This window comes from Puia sp. (genome assembly GCF_035546395.1).
Taxonomy (GTDB): domain Bacteria; phylum Bacteroidota; class Bacteroidia; order Chitinophagales; family Chitinophagaceae; genus Puia.
This window is the reverse complement of the sequence record NZ_DASZXR010000015.1, coordinates 563,823-581,002: the sequence shown is the minus strand read 5'-3', so window position 1 is coordinate 581,002 and position 17,180 is coordinate 563,823. Positions and strand designations below refer to the sequence as shown.

Below are 17,180 nucleotides of genomic sequence, written 5' to 3'. Positions count from 1 at the left end.
GGTTTTTCGTACTTACTTTGAGATCAAGAACTTAGAGACTTGTTTGCTACCATCTGCACCGTTTACGACGATGAAATAGGTGCCTTCGGAGTAACCGCTGACTGACAGGGGAACGGTCGATCCGCCGGCGTTTGCGACATTTTTCAGCTGTATCAGCTGGCCGTTCTGGTTATAGAGGCGGATGAGGATGTTCTCGGTGGCTTTGCCGCCAAGCGCGACGTTGACATAGTCATGAGCCGGGTTGGGGAATACGCTTACCGCGTTGATCAGGCCATTGCGGATGGTCCTTACTTCGGAATATTTGTAGGTACCGTCCTTGTCCACCAGTTGAAGGCGATATTCGCTTGTCCCGTTGGCGGGTTTGCTGTCGGAATAGGTGTAGTCCGTTGCGGTGGTGCCGCCTTTGGCGGATACCGTACCCAGGGTCGCCCAGTGGGCGCCGGCGTCGGCACTACGCTGGATGGCGAAATGGTCGGCATTGGATTCGAGGGCGGTAGTCCAGGCCAGGTTGACGACATTCTGGTCGATGAGGTTAGCTGTGAAAGAAGAGACGATGATGGGCAGCGAGATGATGCCGTTGGTATTGGCCAGTGTAATGGGGCCATTGATGCCGAGGCCGTTGCCGTACTGGGGGGTGCCGCTGCTGGTCTGGGTGACGGCGCCTCCGGCGATGGCATGGAACCCGTTCGGAGCTACGCCGATCTGCTTGGTCAGGTCGAAGGTCTGCGGGGTGACGCCCGGGGCGCTCATGATGGAGGTGTAGACTCCATCATATATGTCGGTGCTGGTCAGCTGCGAAGCATCCAGTTTTGCGGTACCGTCTGCCCAAACGATGCGGTTGACCTGGCCGCCGGGGTTTTGATCGGTAAGATCGATCCCGTTGCCGTTAAGAGGGTTGGTGGCGCCGGAGGGAGGGAGCAGCAGGGTCGTGCCGGGGCCGATCAGCAGTTCCGATCCCCCGGTCAGCAGCAGTCCCGCATTCAGGGTTACCGTTCCACCGCCGACGACTTCGAGGTCGATCTGGCAGTTATTGCATTGGCCGTTATTGGAACCGGGATTAAACGTCGAGGGGGGGAGAACGCCGCCTACCCAACCGGCAGTCGTTCTGAAGTCTGTGGGCGCTACGGCTGTGAATTTACCTCCGGTAAAGCCGGGGACCGGGGTCCCCTGGGCCGAAGCCGAGAAAGAAAATAAGAATCCAGCACAAACTAGAGTGTAAAACTTTTTCATGTTCACAAGTGGTTGAATTAAAAATTGTGGTTGCATTTCTGCGGCCCAGGACTACGCATAGTCCTGTTCGTCAGGGGTAAACCATAGACAATAGTGGATTTCAACTCACATAGACAATAATGGATTCTTCTGCTCTTGCTGGAGGCTTGAGTTTGGTCTTTGACTTTAAAAAGGATGATTGGGTGTTGTGCGTTCAGGAATAACGCTTCTCTCGTGGACGGAGGTAAGTAGGCGTTAAAATTAGTACAAATACTATGATTGTGCAAGGAAACGCTCAAAAATAATTCATTGGTAACTACCCAGACTCCGGGGGAGGGAAGCGGGGCGGTTAGGCGACGTCGTCACCTGCATCTAACTTACTGAGGCCCAATTTGTCAAGCGCCAGCTGCGCGGCTATCTGGCTAGCATCCTTCTTATTATAGGCTTTGCCGGAGGATAGTAATTCTCCGTCTACAACGGCTCCAACGGTGAAGAGCCGCCGACCGCCTTCGATCCGTTCGTCGAGGGTTTCGAATTCGAGGTTCTTGCCGTTCTTGTTGGCCCAACCGTAGAGCTTGTTCTTATGATTGATCTCGAGGTTTTCGAGGTCGTCGAGGAAGAGATAGGGCTGGATCACGCGTTCGATGACCCACTGGCGGGTCTTGTCGAATCCTTTGTCGAGATAGATGGCGCCTACGATGGCCTCGAGGGTGTTGCCGAAGATCTGGCTCATCTTGAGGCTGCTGTCGAACTTGTTGAAATTGCTGATCTTCTTGAGTCCCATCTTGATGGCGATCTCATTGAGCTGGTTGCGGTTGACCATCTTGCTTCGCATTTCGGTCAGGAAGCCTTCTTCCTTATACGGGTATTTTTTGAAGAGAAAATCCGCGATGATGGCGCTGAGGATGGCGTCGCCGAGGTATTCGAGACGTTCGTTGTTTTCGTCGGCCCCATCTTTTACGGAGCGATGGGTAAGGGCTGTTTTATACAGGACAGCCTTGCCCGGGGTAAACCCGAGCACATTTCGAAGTTGCTTTTTGAACGAATTAACGGCGGCATCGCCTTTTATGATGCGTTCCAGAATTCCCACTATAACAATCTACGGTTTTTTCATCCAATAAAAAAACATTTGTCCCTATTGGTACTTCTTAACAATAACGCAGGCATTATGACCACCAAAGCCAAACGTGTTGCTCAAAGCGGCCCGAACGGTCTTTTGTTGTGGTTTCCAGAAAGTGAAGTTCAGCCTTGGGTCCAGCTCAGGGTCGTCGGTAAAGTGATTGATCGTCGGCGGGATCTGGTCGTTGACGACACCGAGCATACAGGCGATGGCTTCGATGACGCCCGCGGCGCCGAGGCAATGGCCGGTCATCGATTTGGTGCTGCTGATATTGATATCGAAGGCGCGGTCGCCGAAGACATTCATGATCGCCTTCATTTCCGCAACGTCGCCGAGCGGAGTGGAGGTGCCGTGGGTATTGATATAATCGATGTCTTCCGGCTTCATCTGTGCGTCCTGCAGGGCGGCGAGCATTACGTTCTTGGCCCCGAGGCCTTCCGGATGGGGGGCGGTGAGGTGATAGGCGTCGGCCGTCGCGCCGCAACCGGCGATTTCGCAATAGATATGGGCGCCGCGGGCCTTTGCGTGTTCGAGCTCTTCGAGGATGACTACGCCGGCGGCTTCGCCCATGACGAATCCATCGCGGTCCTTATCATAAGGCCGGCTGGCGGTCGCCGGATCGTCGTTGCGTTCGCTTAATGCCTTCATGGCGTTGAATCCGCCGACCCCGGCCTCGCTGACGACCGCTTCGGAGCCGCCGCTGACCAGGACGTCGGCCATGCCGAGACGGATCAGGTTAAAGGCTTCCATGATGGCGTTGGTGGAGGAGGCGCATGCGCTTGTCACTGCGAAGTTAGGTCCCCGGAACCCGTGCCGCATCGAGATCTGACCGGCGGCGATATCGAGGATCATCTTGGGAATGAAGAAAGGATTGAAGCGGGGTGTCCCGTCGCCTTTGGCGAAGTTGATCACTTCATCCTGAAAGGAGATGAGGCCGCCGATGCCGCTGGCAAAGACGACGCCGATACGGTCGGGGTTCATCTTTTCTTTGTCGATGCCGGAATCCCTGACGGCTTCGTCGCTGGCAGCGAGCGCTATCTGTGTATAGCGGTCCACCTTGCGGGACTCCTTTTTGTCAAGATATTGCAGGGGATCGAAACCCTTCAGTTCACAGGCAAATTTCGTTTTGAATTTTGAAGCATCGAACAGGGTGATAGGACCAGCGCCGGAAACGCCATTTAGCAATCCCTTCCAGTAATCTTGTGTATTGTTACCCAGTGGTGTGAGGGCACCAATGCCCGTTACAACAACTCTTTTCAATTGCATAGTGGAATTTCCAAGGATTTTTGTGCTCGTGGGAACCCTTTCAGAGGCTCCGGTAATTTAAGGATAAAATCCGCCTTCTAAGCCCAAATGCTTGAAAAGGCGGATCAAACGAGTTTATTGCGGTGAAACCCAGAACAACCCAAATCAACATCAAATATACAGCCAATGCTTATTTTGCGTGCTCTTCCAGGTAAGCGATTGCCTGACCGACGGTAGTGATGGTCTCGGCTTGTTCGTCCGGAATGGAGATGTTGAACTCTTTCTCGAATTCCATTATCAGCTCGACGGTATCCAGGGAGTCTGCCCCCAGATCATTGGTGAAGGAAGCCTCATTAGTAACCTCGGCTTCTTCAACCCCCAGTTTGTCGACGATAATCTTCTTAACCCTTGTAGCGATGTCTGACATTTTGATTAAATTTTAGTTATACGGATGCAAAAGTATTATTTTCCCACTAACAGAACAAAAAACAGATTTCCAGCCCGGATTTAGTAATTTTAATAACTTCGGCCTCCCCGGACCGGGGCAGGCCGATTACCGGCCAGGGGCACGCAAAATACAACAACAGCATGGCGCTTAGGATGATAGATCACGGGACAAAAGAATATCAGCAGATGGTGAATCTGCGCAATGAAATATTGCGTAAACCGCTGGGGTTATCCTTTACAAAGGAAGAGCTGGAGCATGAAAAAGACGATATACTGATGGGGGCGTTCGAGGATGACAAGCTGCTTGGCTGTTGTCTGCTGACCCGCATGGATGCGAAGACGGTTCGCCTCCGGCAGATGGCCGTTCCCAACAGCATGCAGGGGAAGGGTGTCGGGCGAGCGCTGATGATCTTCGCCGAGAACATCGCCCGCGATCTCGGATACAAGAAACTTTGTATGCATGCCCGGAAGACGGCCGTCGGCTTTTATCAGAAGCTCGGCTATGGCATCTCCGGCGATGAATTCGTCGAGGTGACGATCCCACACTATATTATGGAGAAGGCGTTGTAGGGCCTCTTATTTAATCAACCTGAAATTAAAGGGGTAGCGGTAGATCTTGTTCTCGCTGGTCTTGATGGTCGCGATGATCACGAGGATGACGTTTAGGATACCCAGGATCCAGAGCAGGAACAAGCCGATGACCGTTATGATCAGGATGACGGCGATGATCCATAGCGTGATCTGGAAATTGAGGGACTCTTTTGCGGTTACGTTTACGAATTGCGACTCGTCTTTTTTTATCAGCCAGATCACCAGGGGGCCGAAGATGCCGATGCCCGGCACGATGGCCAGAATGTGAGAAAGTATGCCCAACGTCCGCTCGTCGCTCGTTGGGGTGGAGAGGGGATATTCTTCCGGCATGGTAGTAGTTTTAGTAATTAAATATACCATTTTTTAGCGGCTCACCGCCGGGGAAGCGAGGACAAATTTGCTCATCCGCCGGAGGAAGTCGAGAAGATCGGCCATGGACCGGATGTGGTCGACCACGAGCAGGAAGTGTTTCCCGGCCTGTTTGAGCCGGGCCTTGTTGGTGTGCTTTTGCAGGTATTCGAGGATAAGATGGAAGGTGTCGGACTCGAAGTAGGGGGAATCGGGCCGGTCGATGAAATAGCAGCGCATCGTATCCTCCTTGAGGATCAGCTTTTCGAAGCCCAGGTTTACGGACAGTTTCCGGATGCGAACGGTATCGAACAGGTCTTCGACCTGCGGAGGGATCGGACCGAACCGATCGATCAGCTCGGTGTGGAATTGCTGCAGTTGGTCCTCATTATCGCAATTGTCGAGGCGGGTGTACAGGGACAGCCTTTCAGTAATACTTTCCACATAACTGTCGGGGATGAGGATCTCCAGATCGGTATCGATGGTGCAGTCCTGGACGTAGTCTTCCTGTTTGGAGATCTCTTCCCTGAAGAGATCGCGGAATTCCGTCCGCTTCAATTCCTTGATGGCCTCGTCGAGGATCTTCTGATAGGTCTCGAAACCGATGTCCACCATGAAGCCGCTTTGTTCGCCGCCCAGCATATTGCCGGCGCCGCGGATATCGAGGTCACGCATGGCGATCTGGAATCCGCTGCCGAGATCGCTGTGCTGCTCGAGGGTCTGGAGCCGCTTGCGGGAGTCGTCGGGGAGGGTTGCCAGGGAAGGAGCCAGCAGATAACAGAATGCTTTTTTGTTGCTGCGTCCTACCCTGCCGCGCAGCTGGTGGAGGTCGCTGAGCCCGAAATGATGGGCGTTGTTGACGACGATGGTGTTGACATTGGGGATGTCCACGCCGCTCTCCACGATATTCGTGCATACGAGGACGTCATATTTCCGGTCTATAAAGCTGAGGATGCGGTCCTCCAGTTCATTGCCTTCCATCTGGCCGTGGGCATAGCCGATGCTGAGGTCGGGGCAGAGGCCCTGGATCATCGCGGTCATTTCCGCCAGCCCCTGTACGCGGTTGTGTATAAAGAATACCTGGCCGCCGCGTTCCGTCTCATAATATATCGCGTCGCGGATGAAATCCTCGTTGTAGCCGTGAAGCTCGGTCTGGATGGGCTGCCGGTTGGGCGGCGGAGTATTGATGATGCTGAGGTCGCGGGCGCCCATGAGACTGAACTGGAGGGTCCGCGGGATCGGCGTAGCGGTGAGGGTAAGGCAGTCCACATGCGTGCGGAGGGTCTTTATCTTCTCCTTATGTGCGACGCCGAATTTCTGTTCCTCGTCGATGACGAGGAGCCCGAGATCCTTGAATTTTACCTCTTTTCCCAGAATGGCGTGGGTGCCGATGATGATGTCGATCTTGCCGGCCTCGAGGTCCTTTAAAGTCTCTTTCTTTTCCTTTGACGACTTGAACCGGTTGATAAAATCCACCTTGACGGGGAAATCCTTCAGCCGGTCACCGAATGTCTTATAGTGCTGGAAGGCCAGGATCGTCGTCGGAACGAGGATGGCGGCCTGTTTGCCGTCGAGACAGGTCTTGAAAGCCGCCCGGATCGCTACCTCGGTCTTTCCGAATCCGACATCGCCGCAGACGAGGCGATCCATGGGCGAGGGCTGTTCCATATCTTTTTTGACATCGGCGGTCGCCTTGCTTTGATCGGGGGTGTCCTCATAGATAAACGAAGCTTCCAGCTCGGTTTGCATGTAGTTGTCCGGGCTGTGTTGAAAACCTTTTTCGGCTTTTCGTTGCGCGTAGAGCTTTATCAGGTCGAATGCGATCTCCTTGACCTTTGTCTTCGTCTTTTCCTTTAGCTTCTGCCAGGCATCGCTGCCCAACTTGTTGACTTTCGGCACAGTCCCTTCTTTCCCTGTATATTTCGATATCTTATGCAGGGAGTTGATGTTGACATAGAGGATGTCGCTATCCTTATAGATGATCCGCACGGCCTCCTGCAGACGGCCGTTGGCCTCTATCTTTTGCAAGCCGCTGTAGACCCCTACCCCATGATCGATATGGGTGACGTAGTCGCCGGGCTGTAGTTCCCGGAGAGTGCGGAGGGTGATCGCCTTGTTCTTGTTGTACGCCTGTTTGACCTTGTATTTATGGTAGCGTTGGAAGATCTGGTGGTCGGTGAAGCAGGCTATCTTCAGATCTTCGTCGATGAATCCTTCGTGTATGCTATGGGCGATGGGCGTGAAGGGGATCTCGGCCTTGAGGTCTTCGAAGATAGTGTGGAGACGTTCGAGCTGTCTTGGATTCTCGGCAAAGAGAAAGAGGGTGAATTTTTTAGCTTCGAGGGTTTTGAGGTCCCGGATCAGGAGATCGAACTGGCGGTTGAAGGATGGTTGTGGCCGGGTGTGGAATTCGATGACAAAGGGGTTATCGAGCGGCGAGCCGGCCGATGGTCCGAACTCGACGAGATGGAAGCGCCGGAGCTGGGTCTCCACTTCGGCGGCCGTGACGAAATCGCCGACCGTCACGTCGGTCTTTTCCATCTTATCCTCGTCTTCGATGTTCTTTGCCGCCGGTGCGGGACGGGGCAGTTCCAGGAAGAGGCCCAGATCTTCTTCCTGTATCGTCAACCGATCGCGGGTAAAGGCCCAGTCCTGCATCCAGATAACGGTATTGTCGGGCAGGAACTCGAGCAGGGAGATCTTTTCGCCGGTGTCGGGCCGGTTCTCGACATTGGGGATGATATTCACCTGGAGCAGCTTGCGTTCGGAGAGCTGGGTCTCCGGGTCGAAGATGCGGATGGAATCGACGTCATTGCCAAAGAGTTCGACGCGGTAAGGTTTCTCATTTCCAAAGGAGTAGATATCGAGAATGCCGCCGCGAAGCGCGAACTGTCCGGGTTCATAGACAAAGTCGGTGCGTTCGAATCCTTTATCGACCAGTTTTCCCAGCAGGCCGTTAAGGTCGAGGGTATCGCCGGATTTGAGGGAAATGATGTTTCCCGAGAGGGCCGAGGGCAGCACTACCTTTTCGAAGAGGGCCTCGGGGTAGGTGACGATCAGCTTTTTTGCCGCGTCCCGGGCGGGGTTGGCGATGGCGGCCGACAGGCGGGTCAATGCCTCGGTCCGGAGCATGACGTGGCTGCTGTTGAGGAGGCGGTAGTTCTTCTTATTCTTAAAGGAAGAGGGGAAGTAGAACAGGTCGAGGGCGGCGGTAAGGCTTTCGAGGGTATTGTGGAGATAGGCTGCGGACTCGCTGTCTTCGCAGACGATCAGGTGGTTGAGCTGGCTGGTGCTTTCGTGTTGAAAAACAGCGCTGATGAGGAAGGCGGGGGAGCTGCCCTGGAGGTTTTTGCAGGCCACCCGTTGCGGGGTGGACAAAAGGATCTTGTCCGCCAATTGAAAAAGGCGGGGTGAATGTAAAAATGATCCAATAAGAGCCTCATTGTTCATTCGGGACGCAAAGTTACGAGGTTCGGGCAACCGAACATTAAAATTTGCCGTAAATCTTTAATTGTACTCAATACACGGCCGCATGACTGGATTCTACACTGCATTCCACCCGGGTCATCTTCCCGGGTAGCACTTCTACAGGCGCGATGTTGTTTTTCTCATCCCGGCGGGTGGCGTAGAAAACATTGCCTTTCTTAGTGAAGACAGAGTAGGTCCCGGGTGGCAGCTCGATGCGAAAGCGGCCCGAGTCGTCGGTGTCGAGTTGCCGGACGAGCCGGGTTTGTACGGCTGAGAAGCGGCCGGCGTCGTCTACTTTTTTGACCTGGCTGAGGTTTGTGAGAGAAAAGACGCAGATGGTGGTTTTAGCGCCAGCGGGTAGGGCGCGGTGAATTTTGGGAGAAGGCATATGATTACCGGAGGGGCGGCGGGCGATGCCTTCGATACCCTGGACCTGCAGGACGAAGGCCAGGCAGCTGATCATAATAAGCGCTTGAAAGTCCATAAAAACTGTAATTTTAGAAAGATTTAAAAAAATATTATGAATAAAAGCAGGATCCCGTCCTACTATCTATCCGCCCTCCTACTCCTATTCGTATTATCCGGAACTGCTGTTCAAGCCCAGGTAACGACCAACCAGGCAGCCTTGCAAAAATCCAGCCAACAGCTTGCCAGTCAACACCTTGCCTTACAAAAGATATTGACGCAGACGGCGCTTGAAAAGGGTTGGCCGCTGACCATGCGCAATAAGAAGGGGCGGCTTGCCTATTTGCGGGGGATCGATAGCCGGGGTCTTCCCTATTACGTCACAACTACCGAAAATATTATATCCGCCGCCACGATCCAGACCAACACGCTTTGGGCCGGAGGGAGCACGGGTTTGAATTTAAGCGGAAGCAGCGCCAATATGAAGGGTAAGATCGCGGTTTGGGACGAAGGCCTGGTGCGGCCGACCCATGTGGAGTTGGTGGGAAGGGTGACCCAGGCCGATGGATCGACCACACTGAGCGACCATTCCACGCACGTTTCCGGCACCATGATCGCGGCGGGGGTAAACCCGTTTGCCAGGGGGATGTCCTACGGTGCGCAGCTGTTGAACTGCTATGATTTCGATAACGATGAGTCGGAGATGGCGACGGCGGCGGGGAAAGGCCTGCTGGTGTCGAGCCACAGCTACGCCGATATCGCCGGGTGGTATTTTGATGACTCCCAGAACCGCTGGGAGTTCTGGGGTGCGCCAGGCGACACGGTCGATAATAAATTCGGGCTCTATGACCAGGATGCGCAGATCTGGGATTCCATTGCTTACAATGCCCCGTTTTACCTGATCGCGAAGGCGGGCGGGAATAACCGCGGTGAGACCGGACCGGATGTGGGGAAGCCTTATTGGCGGATGAACTCCTCCGGGACCTTTGTCAATTCGGGAAACCGGCCGGCGGGGATCAGCGATAACTCCGGCTACAATACCATCGCCACCTATGGGAACTCGAAGAATATCCTGACGCTGGGGGCAGTCAGTCCCATTCCCGGCGGTTACACCAAACCTTCGGATGTCGTGCTCGCCGATTTCAGCAGTCTCGGTCCTGCGGGTGACGGCCGGATCAAGCCCGACGTGGTTGCCGACGGGGTGAATGTCCTGTCCTCGATCAGTACGGCCGACAATGCCTACGATATCTATAGCGGCACTTCGATGTCGACGCCGGCCTCGGCCGGGTCGTCGTTCCTGCTGCAGGAATATTACCAAAAGCTGCATGGGGGTACATTTATGCGGAGCGCGACGCTGAAGGGTCTGCTGATACACACCGCCGACGAGGCTGGTCCTGCGCCGGGACCGGACTATGCATTCGGCTGGGGGCTTATCAATATGAATCGGGCCGCCTCCGTCATCACTTCGGACAATACCGATCACAGTCAGCAGGTGATCGAAGCGACCCTGAACGGAACGACCGCTTCGGCGAGCTATAGCATAACGGCCTCCGGAAAGTCACCGGTGGTGGCTACGCTTTGCTGGACCGATCCTCCCGGCATACCGGTGAATGTCACGGCCAGCATGCATAACTATATCGACACGGGCCGCAAGCTCATCAATGACCTCGATCTGCGGATCGTCGATAACACGACCGGCAAGGTCTTTTTCCCTTGGACGCTGGATCGCACCAAGCCCGGTGCGGCGGCAAAGAAGATGGATAATATCCGGGACAACGTCGAAAAGGTCGAGCTGGGTGACACCCTGGTTCCCGGCAGGAGCTACACCATCAACGTAACGCATAAGGGTACGTTGCAACGCGGGCAGCAGGCCTATTCGCTACTGATCAGCGGCGGCGGCGGTACGGCAGCCTGTGCGGCCAACTCGGCCGGGACCGGTCCCACCATCGACGAGGTTACCGTCAACGGCGTCAGCATTTCGACGGCGGCGGCAGCCTGCGGCCGTAAATACACGGACCATACGGCAGACACCGCTTTCCCGCTGCCGGTAGGTTCTTCCGTTGCTGCCAGCTTTGCCAACAGCAGCTGTGACGGCTCGACGCCGACCCGGTCGATCGTAGCGTGGATTGACTTTAACGGGGACGGAACTTTTTCTGCCGGGGAGCAGGTGGCCAGCGGGACCTCGACGGGGAGCGCCATTGCCGCGACCATTGCGGTTCCGACCGCGGTCACGGTAGGCAATTATGCCCTGATGCGGGTCGTCGTCGCGGCGACGAACGATCCTTCCACGATCACGGCCTGCGGGCCGAATGTTGCCGGCGAGACCCAGGATTACCGGGTCGCTTTTGCCCATCCCGCGAATGATGTCGGGGTGCGATCGCTGGAATATCCGACACTGACCAGCTGCGCCAATGATTCGCAACTGGTGTCTATCCGCATTCATAATTACGGCACGGCCTTTCAGAGCAAGGGAATACCGGTGACCACGGTCGTCAGCAAAGGGGGAACACCGATCGTCACCCTCAGTGCGACTTGCATGGACAGCATCCCGGCGGGCGCGGAGGTCGTCTTCACTTACAATACGCCGATCGCCACCACGGCGGGCAGCAGCTATACCTTCATCAGCAAAACGGGGCTTGGCGCCGATCCCAACCCGGCAAATGACGCCGATACGGCTTCCATCACGACGGGCACGGCAGCCGGCGCGGTTCCCAATGCGGCGGCCACGCTTTGCGGAGACAATGCGACCTCGGTAGTGCTGCATGCCACGACTACGGGGGATGATGTGGCCGTCTGGTATGAAAACCCGACCTCTTCCACGCCGATCGGGGCCGGCACCAACAGCAGCTCCACGGTTATCACGAGCAACAAGACCTATTATGTTGCACTGAACGACCTCAAGGCCAAGGCCGGGGTCGCCAACAAGCTGGCACTCCCGAGCACGAGCGCCAACCAGGGGGGCGCCTATTTCCGGTTTGGCGGCAATTTCGTCATGTTCACGACGCAGGTGCCGCTGACCATCGAAAGTGCAAAGATGTATATCGGGCATTCCGGTCAGATGAGCTTTACGCTGGCACAACTGGCCAGCTTCAATAACACCACGGGTGAATACTCCTATTTCCCGATGTACAATACGACTATCGATGTCTATGCGACGGCGGCGAAGCCTGATACGGCGGCGCAAGTGAACGTACCGGCGGGAGACAACACCGATACGGGGGCTACCTATCTGTTGAACATTCCCGTGCCGACCCCGGGCAACTATATCATCATCTTCGACTGTCTCAATTATGCGACGGCCTTCCTGAATGCGAATATCAGCAAGGACCCCTACCCGATCACATTGCCGGGTATCTTCTCAGTGACGGGTAATGATTTCCGGGACATCGGCAAGGCAGACAGCGTCAGTTTCTCGCATAAATTCTATTATCCTTTCTACAATATCGGCATTCGTCTGCCGGGATGCCCGGGGCCGCGAACGGCGGTGACGGCGGGCACGCAGCCTTCGACGACGATCACGCAGAGCGGCAACAAGCTGGTCAGCAGCGCCACCGACAACAATCAATGGTATCTGAATGACAGCCTGCTGGTGGATTCAACCGCGCAACAGATACAGCCCAAATATCCGGGCGTCTACTATGTGATCACGAACGACGAGACGACCGGTTGCGTGCTGAAGTCCAATAGCATCGTTTATACGCCGACAACCGGGGATGCAAACAGCCGGATCGGGTTGCGGATGGAGAACTACAATACCGGTCAGTTCCAGCTTGCGTTTTATATGCCGGATGCCGCCAACACGACGATCCAGATAGTAGACATGGTGGGGCAACGGGTGTATGAGAAACAGCTGCCGGGCTTCCAGGGCCAGTTCTCCGGAGAGATCAGTGCAGGCTACCTGGCATCGGGTATGTATACGCTACAGATCGTTCATGGCAATACGGTGTACAAACAGAAATTGGTGGTGCATCATTAAAAAAAGGAATATATTAGCGTAAGGAGGATTTAATCATGCCGCAACCCTGGCAAACCGGTACCGTCATCCGTATCGAGCAGGAGGCGTCACAGACCAGAAGGTTCTATATCCAGATCCCGGCGATGGATTCGTTCGACTTCAAGCCGGGGCAATTCGTGACGCTGGACCTGCCGATCCACGAAAAGATCAACAAGCGTGTCCGTAGTTATTCGATCGCCTCCTGGCCGAACGGCACAAATGTGATCGAGCTGGTGATCGTGTTACTGGAGGGAGGAGCAGGCACCAACTATCTCTTCAATGAGGTAACGGTTGGGAGCGAGCTGACGCTGCGGGGGCCGCAGGGGGTGTTCACGTTACCGGAGCCGATCGACAAGGATCTCTTCTTTATCTGTACCGGTACCGGGATCGCGCCATTCCGAAGCATGAGCCATCATATCCTCAACTGTAATATCCCACACCGCGATATTTACCTGATCTTTGGCTGCCGGCATTTCGAGGATTGCCTGTACCGTCAGGAATTAACCGATCTGGCGGAAAAGATCCCTGCTTTCCATTATATCCCCACCTTCTCGCGGGAGAAGGCCGATGCTGCCAATCCGTTGTTACGGACGGGGTATGTGCATGCTATTTATGAGGAGCTGTGCCGGGCCAATGGGAGCTTGCGGCCCGCCAATTTCTTTCTCTGTGGATGGAAGAATATGATCGATGAGGCCAAGCAGCGTATACAGGCGCTTGGTTACGACCGGAAGTCGATACACCAAGAGTTATATGGCTAAATAATCGGGGCGACTTCCCTAAAGAATTACTTGGAGGCCTTTTCTATGGAGCCGTTGTCTTTTTTGCCGGAAATTTTCATGGGGATCACCGGGATGGCCTGTTGCTCCTGAACGTGGGCTTCGAGTGCGACCAGGGCTTTTTGTGCTTCCAGTGTTTCCGCATTGCTCAGCACCAGGTCGCTTTCGAGTCTGCGAATTGCCGATCGAGCTTTCAACAATTTCCCCTTTCCGAGCACAAAACCTGCCAGCGCGCCACCAACAACCGCCAGGACAACGACGATTGGATTGATGATAGGTTCTAATGTAAATGACATTGTACTTAAAAAGTTTAAAATTCTAAAGATACAAAGACCGGCACTTCCTTCAGGCTATTCCGTCAGGATCATCATTAAGGGGTGAACGACATGCTCTTCAGGGGATAATGGTAAGCGGCTAAGACCCTTACCACCAAACAAATATAGCAACAAAAAAATGGATTATTTCAACAAACCGGTCTCAATATTTTTTTATTTTTTCACACCAGATGTTGATTAACAATGGCGGCAACCTCGGATATGGGAATCCGTGTCTGCTGCATGGTGTCCCGGTAGCGGATAGTCACGGTCTGGTCTTCCTTCGATTGGTGGTCGACCGTAACACAAAAGGGAGTACCGATGGCGTCCATGCGGCGATACCGCTTACCGATAGCATCCTTCTCTTCGTAAAAGCATCTGAACTGGGGTTTACACTTATCCATGATCTCCCGGGCTATTTCGGGCAGGCCGTCCTTTTTGGTGAGCGGGAGTACGGCCAGCTTGATGGGGGCGAGGCGGGGCGGGAATCGCAGGACCACGCGGGAATCGGGCTTTTCAGGGGTGCTCAGGTCTTCCTCCGCATAGGCTTCGCTGAGGACCATGAGGACGGTGCGGTCGAGGCCGATGGAGGTCTCGATGACGTAAGGGATATAGTTTTGGTTGATCTCGGGATCGAAGTACTGGATCTTCTTTTTGCTGTATTCCTGGTGATTCTTCAGATCGAAATCCGTACGGGAATGGATACCCTCCACCTCTTTGAAGCCGATGGGGAAATCATATTCAATATCGCAGGCGGCGTCGGCGTAGTGGGCCAACTTGACATGGTCATGGAAGCGATATTTTGCGGCGGGGATGCCCAGACCGAGATGCCATTTCATGCGCGCATCCTTCCAGTACTCATACCATTCCTTTTGCGTGCCGGGACGGATGAAGAATTGCATTTCCATTTGCTCGAACTCGCGCATACGGAAGATGAACTGCCGGGCGACGATCTCGTTGCGGAAGGCCTTGCCGATCTGGGCGATGCCGAAGGGGATCTTCATCCTGCCCGTCTTCTGCACGTTGAGGAAGTTGACGAAAATCCCCTGTGCGGTCTCGGGCCGGAGATAGATCTCGTTGGCGTCTTCGGATACGCTGCCGAGTTGCGTGGAGAACATGAGGTTGAACTGACGCACCTCGGTCCAATTGGCCGTTCCGCTGACGCCGCATTTTATCTTCTGGGTCTCGATGAGCTGTTTGAGGCCGGCAAAGTCGCTGGCGGCCAGGAGCCGGTCCATCTCTGCCTGCAGGGCATCGGCATCGGTCTTTTTGCCTTCTTTTTCCAGCTCTTCGATGCGGCCTTCGATAAGATGGTCGACGCGGTAGCGTTTTTTGCTGTCCTTATTGTCGATCATCGGGTCGCTGAAGTTGTCCACATGGCCGCTGGCCTTCCAGGTGGTTGGGTGCATGAAGATGGCGGCGTCGATACCGACGATATTTTCGTTCAGCTGGGTCATGCTTTTCCACCAGTGGTCCTTGATGTTCTTTTTCAGTTCGCTACCCCATTGACCGTAGTCGTAAACAGCGCTGAGGCCGTCATAGATCTCGCTGGATGGGAAAATAAAGCCGTATTCTTTGCAATGCGAAATGATCGCCTGAAACCTGTTCGTGTCGTTCGCCATGCCGGCAAATATAGACTAAATTAGTTTTTCGTTGGCTTTGTGCCGCTGGCTATCGCGGACGTTCTTCTTAATGAAGTTATTTTGCAGGGCGGTGGTGAGATCGACACCGGTCTGGTTGGCGATGCAGCAAAGTACCCACAGGACATCGGCCAGCTCGTCGGCGAGCTGTTTGTCTTTGTCGGATTCCTTGAAGGACTGGTCTCCATACAGGCGGCTCATCAACCGGGCCACTTCGCCGACCTCTTCGGTGAGGATCGCCATATTGGTCAGTTCGCTGAAGTAGCGGACACCGGTGGTGCGGATCCAATCATCGATATTTTTTTGAGCTTCGCGAAGGGTGATGGAAGCCGGCGGTTGGGTGAGGGTTCCCTCCTGCAGGGTATGGACGTTTCCGCTGATGGATACGCGGCCCTGGAGGGTCAGGGTTCCGGGTGTCTCGCTTTTGATGACCTCGAGGTCGCCGGCGCGGCGCGTATGGAAGAGGACGCGGTCCTTCTGATGGCCGAGATGATGGAAGAGAACATGACCGGCGGCCAGGGTGGCATAGCCGCAAAGAAATATTTCCGCAATAGGGGAAAACCAGCGGATACTGTACGCGTTATCTTCTGGAATGAAGAACGCGGTCTCGGGGAGGTTGTTTTCCATGGCGATACCCTGCAGTTCCGGGTCGGGGAGCCATTCGGTGAGGGGAATGACGGCGGTTGGATACCTTCGGATGAGTTCGGTTGCAACCATCTCAACTTGATATATATGCATAATTATCGCGCTTATGGGCTTTGCTCAAAAGTAGCCCAACGCGGCTTACCGCTAACGTCGGGCCTTCGGCCGCCGGGCGTGTCGCCCGTCCGGCAAATATACAATTCCAGTATCCCTACAGAATCTCTTCTTTATTTTCGCCCATGAAAATCCTGATCGTCGAAGACGAGATCGATCTCGCTCAGAGCATGGCGACCTATCTGAAGGGGGAGAATTATCTTTGCGAGCTGGCGCCCGATTGTCGTACGGCACTGGAAAAGATAGAATTATTCGATTACGATTGTATCCTGCTGGACATTTCCCTCTCGGATGGGAATGGATTGACGGTGCTGAAAGAACTGAAAGCCAACAATAAGACGGATGGGGTCATTATTTTGTCGGCCCGGAACTCCATCGATGACAAGATCGATGGACTGAACCTTGGGGCGGATGATTACCTGAGCAAGCCCTTCCACCTGCCGGAGTTGAATGCGCGGATAGCGGCGGTGATCCGCCGGCGGCGTTTCGATGGCAATAAGACATTGGTTTTAAACGAATTAACTATTGATTTGATCGGCAAGACCGTAATGGTCGGAAACGAGCCGGTCGATCTTACCCGAAAGGAATACGACCTGTTGCTTTACCTCGCTTCCAACAAGAACCGGGTTATTTCCAAGAATGCGATCGCCGAGCACCTTTCGGGGGAGCAGGCGATGAGCTATGATAACCTGGATTTTATTTATTCCCATATGAAGAACCTGAAGCGGAAGCTGCATCAGGCGGGGTGTGGGGATTATATCCGGAGCCTTTACGGCATGGGATACAAGTTCGAGGTTCGGTAGCTATGGGGGAAAATAGCTCCTCCCTCGAACTGTCTGATGATGGGCCTTCGGCCGGCGGGCCCGT

General features: G+C 54.5%; 14 protein-coding genes. 4 read left to right on the top strand and 10 right to left on the bottom strand.

What is annotated here, in order from left to right; all coding sequences use genetic code 11:
• Positions 1-12: 12 nt before the first annotated feature.
• The 4 genes from VHE34_RS20520 to VHE34_RS20505 all read right to left on the bottom strand — a co-directional run bounded on the left by VHE34_RS20520 (position 13) and on the right by VHE34_RS20505 (position 4,001).
• Positions 13-1,230: a T9SS type A sorting domain-containing protein gene (locus tag VHE34_RS20520; RefSeq protein WP_325591222.1), complete on the bottom strand. Its 1,218-nt coding sequence runs from the start codon at positions 1,228-1,230 to the stop codon at positions 13-15.
• A gap of 328 nt (positions 1,231-1,558) precedes the next feature.
• On the bottom strand, positions 1,559-2,299 hold the full coding sequence (gene rnc, locus VHE34_RS20515) for a ribonuclease III (RefSeq protein ID WP_325591220.1): 741 nt from the start codon (positions 2,297-2,299) through the stop codon (positions 1,559-1,561).
• Positions 2,300-2,344: 45 nt separating this feature from the next.
• Positions 2,345-3,595 (bottom strand): beta-ketoacyl-ACP synthase II, encoded by a 1,251-nt coding sequence (gene fabF / locus VHE34_RS20510; RefSeq protein WP_325591218.1) that lies wholly within the window; start codon positions 3,593-3,595, stop codon positions 2,345-2,347.
• Positions 3,596-3,764: 169 nt separating this feature from the next.
• Positions 3,765-4,001, bottom strand: a complete 237-nt coding sequence (locus VHE34_RS20505) for an acyl carrier protein (RefSeq protein ID WP_038103191.1) — start codon at positions 3,999-4,001, stop codon at positions 3,765-3,767.
• A gap of 161 nt (positions 4,002-4,162) precedes the next feature.
• On the opposite strand from VHE34_RS20505, the gene VHE34_RS20500 reads away from it, so the two are divergent.
• Positions 4,163-4,591: a GNAT family N-acetyltransferase gene (locus VHE34_RS20500; protein ID WP_325591212.1), complete on the top strand. Its 429-nt coding sequence runs from the start codon at positions 4,163-4,165 to the stop codon at positions 4,589-4,591.
• Positions 4,592-4,597: 6 nt separating this feature from the next.
• Here the strand turns inward: VHE34_RS20500 and VHE34_RS20495 are convergent, their stop codons facing one another.
• The 3 genes from VHE34_RS20495 to VHE34_RS20485 form a co-directional block, all read right to left on the bottom strand.
• Entirely contained in the window at positions 4,598-4,942 is a 345-nt protein-coding gene (locus tag VHE34_RS20495) for a DUF4870 domain-containing protein (RefSeq protein WP_325591208.1), read from the bottom strand.
• 33 nt (positions 4,943-4,975) lie between these two features.
• Positions 4,976-8,410, bottom strand: coding sequence for a transcription-repair coupling factor (mfd, locus tag VHE34_RS20490; RefSeq protein WP_325591205.1), 3,435 nt, complete (start codon positions 8,408-8,410; stop codon positions 4,976-4,978).
• 67 nt (positions 8,411-8,477) lie between these two features.
• On the bottom strand, positions 8,478-8,912 hold the full coding sequence (locus VHE34_RS20485) for a carboxypeptidase-like regulatory domain-containing protein (protein ID WP_325591202.1): 435 nt from the start codon (positions 8,910-8,912) through the stop codon (positions 8,478-8,480).
• Between the two features lie 36 nt (positions 8,913-8,948).
• On the opposite strand from VHE34_RS20485, the gene VHE34_RS20480 reads away from it, so the two are divergent.
• Together VHE34_RS20480 and VHE34_RS20475 are read left to right on the top strand one after the other, a co-directional pair.
• Complete coding sequence (locus tag VHE34_RS20480; RefSeq protein WP_325591200.1) at positions 8,949-12,809, top strand: S8 family serine peptidase; 3,861 nt, start codon at positions 8,949-8,951, stop codon at positions 12,807-12,809.
• Between the two features lie 35 nt (positions 12,810-12,844).
• Positions 12,845-13,585, top strand: a complete 741-nt coding sequence (locus VHE34_RS20475; RefSeq protein ID WP_325591197.1) for a ferredoxin--NADP reductase — start codon at positions 12,845-12,847, stop codon at positions 13,583-13,585.
• Between the two features lie 26 nt (positions 13,586-13,611).
• Here the strand turns inward: VHE34_RS20475 and VHE34_RS20470 are convergent, their stop codons facing one another.
• From VHE34_RS20470 to VHE34_RS20460, 3 genes are all read right to left on the bottom strand, one after another.
• Positions 13,612-13,899, bottom strand: coding sequence for a hypothetical protein (locus VHE34_RS20470; protein WP_325591195.1), 288 nt, complete (start codon positions 13,897-13,899; stop codon positions 13,612-13,614).
• Positions 13,900-14,099: 200 nt separating this feature from the next.
• A complete protein-coding gene (locus VHE34_RS20465) occupies positions 14,100-15,539 on the bottom strand; it encodes a glycine--tRNA ligase (protein WP_325591192.1) in 1,440 nt (479 codons plus the stop codon).
• Between the two features lie 15 nt (positions 15,540-15,554).
• Positions 15,555-16,274, bottom strand: a complete 720-nt coding sequence (locus VHE34_RS20460) for a PhzF family phenazine biosynthesis protein (protein WP_325591189.1) — start codon at positions 16,272-16,274, stop codon at positions 15,555-15,557.
• A gap of 164 nt (positions 16,275-16,438) precedes the next feature.
• On the opposite strand from VHE34_RS20460, the gene VHE34_RS20455 reads away from it, so the two are divergent.
• Positions 16,439-17,116, top strand: coding sequence for a response regulator transcription factor (locus VHE34_RS20455; RefSeq protein ID WP_325591186.1), 678 nt, complete (start codon positions 16,439-16,441; stop codon positions 17,114-17,116).
• The last annotated feature ends 64 nt before the right edge of the window (positions 17,117-17,180 follow it).

Bases quoted from the DNA above. Each gene is read 5' to 3' on its own strand.
- VHE34_RS20520 (WP_325591222.1), bottom strand. From the start codon at position 1,230: ATGAAAAAGTTTTACACTCTAGTTTGTGCTGGATTCTTATTTTCTTTC.
- fabF (WP_325591218.1), bottom strand. From the start codon at position 3,595: ATGCAATTGAAAAGAGTTGTTGTAACGGGCATTGGTGCCCTCACACCA.
- VHE34_RS20505 (WP_038103191.1), bottom strand. From the start codon at position 4,001: ATGTCAGACATCGCTACAAGGGTTAAGAAGATTATCGTCGACAAACTG.
- VHE34_RS20500 (WP_325591212.1), top strand. From the start codon at position 4,163: ATGGCGCTTAGGATGATAGATCACGGGACAAAAGAATATCAGCAGATG.
- VHE34_RS20495 (WP_325591208.1), bottom strand. From the start codon at position 4,942: ATGCCGGAAGAATATCCCCTCTCCACCCCAACGAGCGACGAGCGGACG.
- mfd (WP_325591205.1), bottom strand. From the start codon at position 8,410: ATGAACAATGAGGCTCTTATTGGATCATTTTTACATTCACCCCGCCTT.
- VHE34_RS20485 (WP_325591202.1), bottom strand. From the start codon at position 8,912: ATGGACTTTCAAGCGCTTATTATGATCAGCTGCCTGGCCTTCGTCCTG.
- VHE34_RS20480 (WP_325591200.1), top strand. From the start codon at position 8,949: ATGAATAAAAGCAGGATCCCGTCCTACTATCTATCCGCCCTCCTACTC.
- VHE34_RS20475 (WP_325591197.1), top strand. From the start codon at position 12,845: ATGCCGCAACCCTGGCAAACCGGTACCGTCATCCGTATCGAGCAGGAG.
- VHE34_RS20470 (WP_325591195.1), bottom strand. From the start codon at position 13,899: ATGTCATTTACATTAGAACCTATCATCAATCCAATCGTCGTTGTCCTG.
- VHE34_RS20465 (WP_325591192.1), bottom strand. From the start codon at position 15,539: ATGGCGAACGACACGAACAGGTTTCAGGCGATCATTTCGCATTGCAAA.
- VHE34_RS20460 (WP_325591189.1), bottom strand. From the start codon at position 16,274: ATGGTTGCAACCGAACTCATCCGAAGGTATCCAACCGCCGTCATTCCC.
- VHE34_RS20455 (WP_325591186.1), top strand. From the start codon at position 16,439: ATGAAAATCCTGATCGTCGAAGACGAGATCGATCTCGCTCAGAGCATG.